The organism is Neisseria sp. Marseille-Q1983 (genome assembly GCF_018224585.1).
Taxonomy (GTDB): Bacteria; Pseudomonadota; Gammaproteobacteria; order Burkholderiales; family Neisseriaceae; genus Neisseria; species Neisseria polysaccharea.
The window spans coordinates 1-882 of sequence record NZ_JAGTUI010000117.1; the positions used below are offsets into that span (position 1 = coordinate 1).

Genomic DNA, 882 nt, shown 5'->3' on the forward strand with positions numbered 1-882 from the left:
GGTGTTGGGCGATGATTTGGCCGTTGCCGTTGTAGTCGAAGCAGGTGATGCTTTGTAATAAATTATGTTTTATTCGTAGAAAATATATTATCTTCTATATAGCAGTTTTGGAAAGAGCAATTAGATATTAAATTATCTTGTATATGCATTGATCTGAATACACAATTAATAAATGTGCAATTAGTAAATTTTGTATTACAAGCTATTGCCGTAATAAAAGAACAATTAATAAAATTACAATTAGTAAAAGAACTATAGCTTATGAAGGCACCACGAAATGAACAGAAAGAAAATTTTAGACTTCCAATTTCCCTATGGGATATTTCATATCTGTGAAAATCAATATTATCTATATGGGTTAACTGTCTAGAAATTAAGACATCTAATTCTTTTGTTTCGATTTTAATTAGAGACTTTGTAATATTTTTAAGTAATTCTTGAATGTCATTTGATATCATTTTTATTACCACCAATCTATAGGGTCTGGTTGTATATCTCTCAAAGGTATTCTTGGTTTAGATAATGGAGCAGTTCCTGGGGTACTAGCAGGTATTCGATTACACAATAATCCAGCTACTATTCTATGGTTACCATCTACAATAGTATTTCCATCCATTTTAACTGGAGGGGCAATACTACCCCTCTCAATCAATGCTGTGTATCTCGCAACAGCAGGGATGGAAACACTTTTTTGTAATGTTAGATAAGATGTTTTTGCTGTAACCATTTTAATGTTGTCTGCTGTAGCATCTAAACATTTCTTACGTTTTTTTTCTTCCTGGCATTTCCCATTACATGTATCGCTTTCCGATAATGCAACGACACCCGTTGCGGCAGCTCCAAGCACCCCATATGCAATCCATTTAGGCCATGCCACATCAC

General features: G+C 33.7%; 2 protein-coding genes. Both read right to left on the reverse strand.

From position 1 onward, the window contains the following. Window positions 1-62: 62 nt before the first annotated feature. The gene (locus KEM39_RS12140; protein ID WP_211710080.1) at window positions 63-458 is read right to left on the reverse strand and encodes a pentapeptide repeat-containing protein; all 396 of its coding nucleotides are present in this window, start codon (window positions 456-458) and stop codon (window positions 63-65) included. Window positions 459-463: 5 nt separating this feature from the next. Then, window positions 464-882, reverse strand: a 419-nt coding sequence (locus tag KEM39_RS11420; protein WP_211710081.1) for a hypothetical protein, incomplete at its 5' end; no start/stop codon positions are given.

Bases quoted from the DNA above. Each gene is read 5' to 3' on its own strand.
- KEM39_RS12140 (WP_211710080.1), bottom strand. From the start codon at position 458: ATGATATCAAATGACATTCAAGAATTACTTAAAAATATTACAAAGTCT.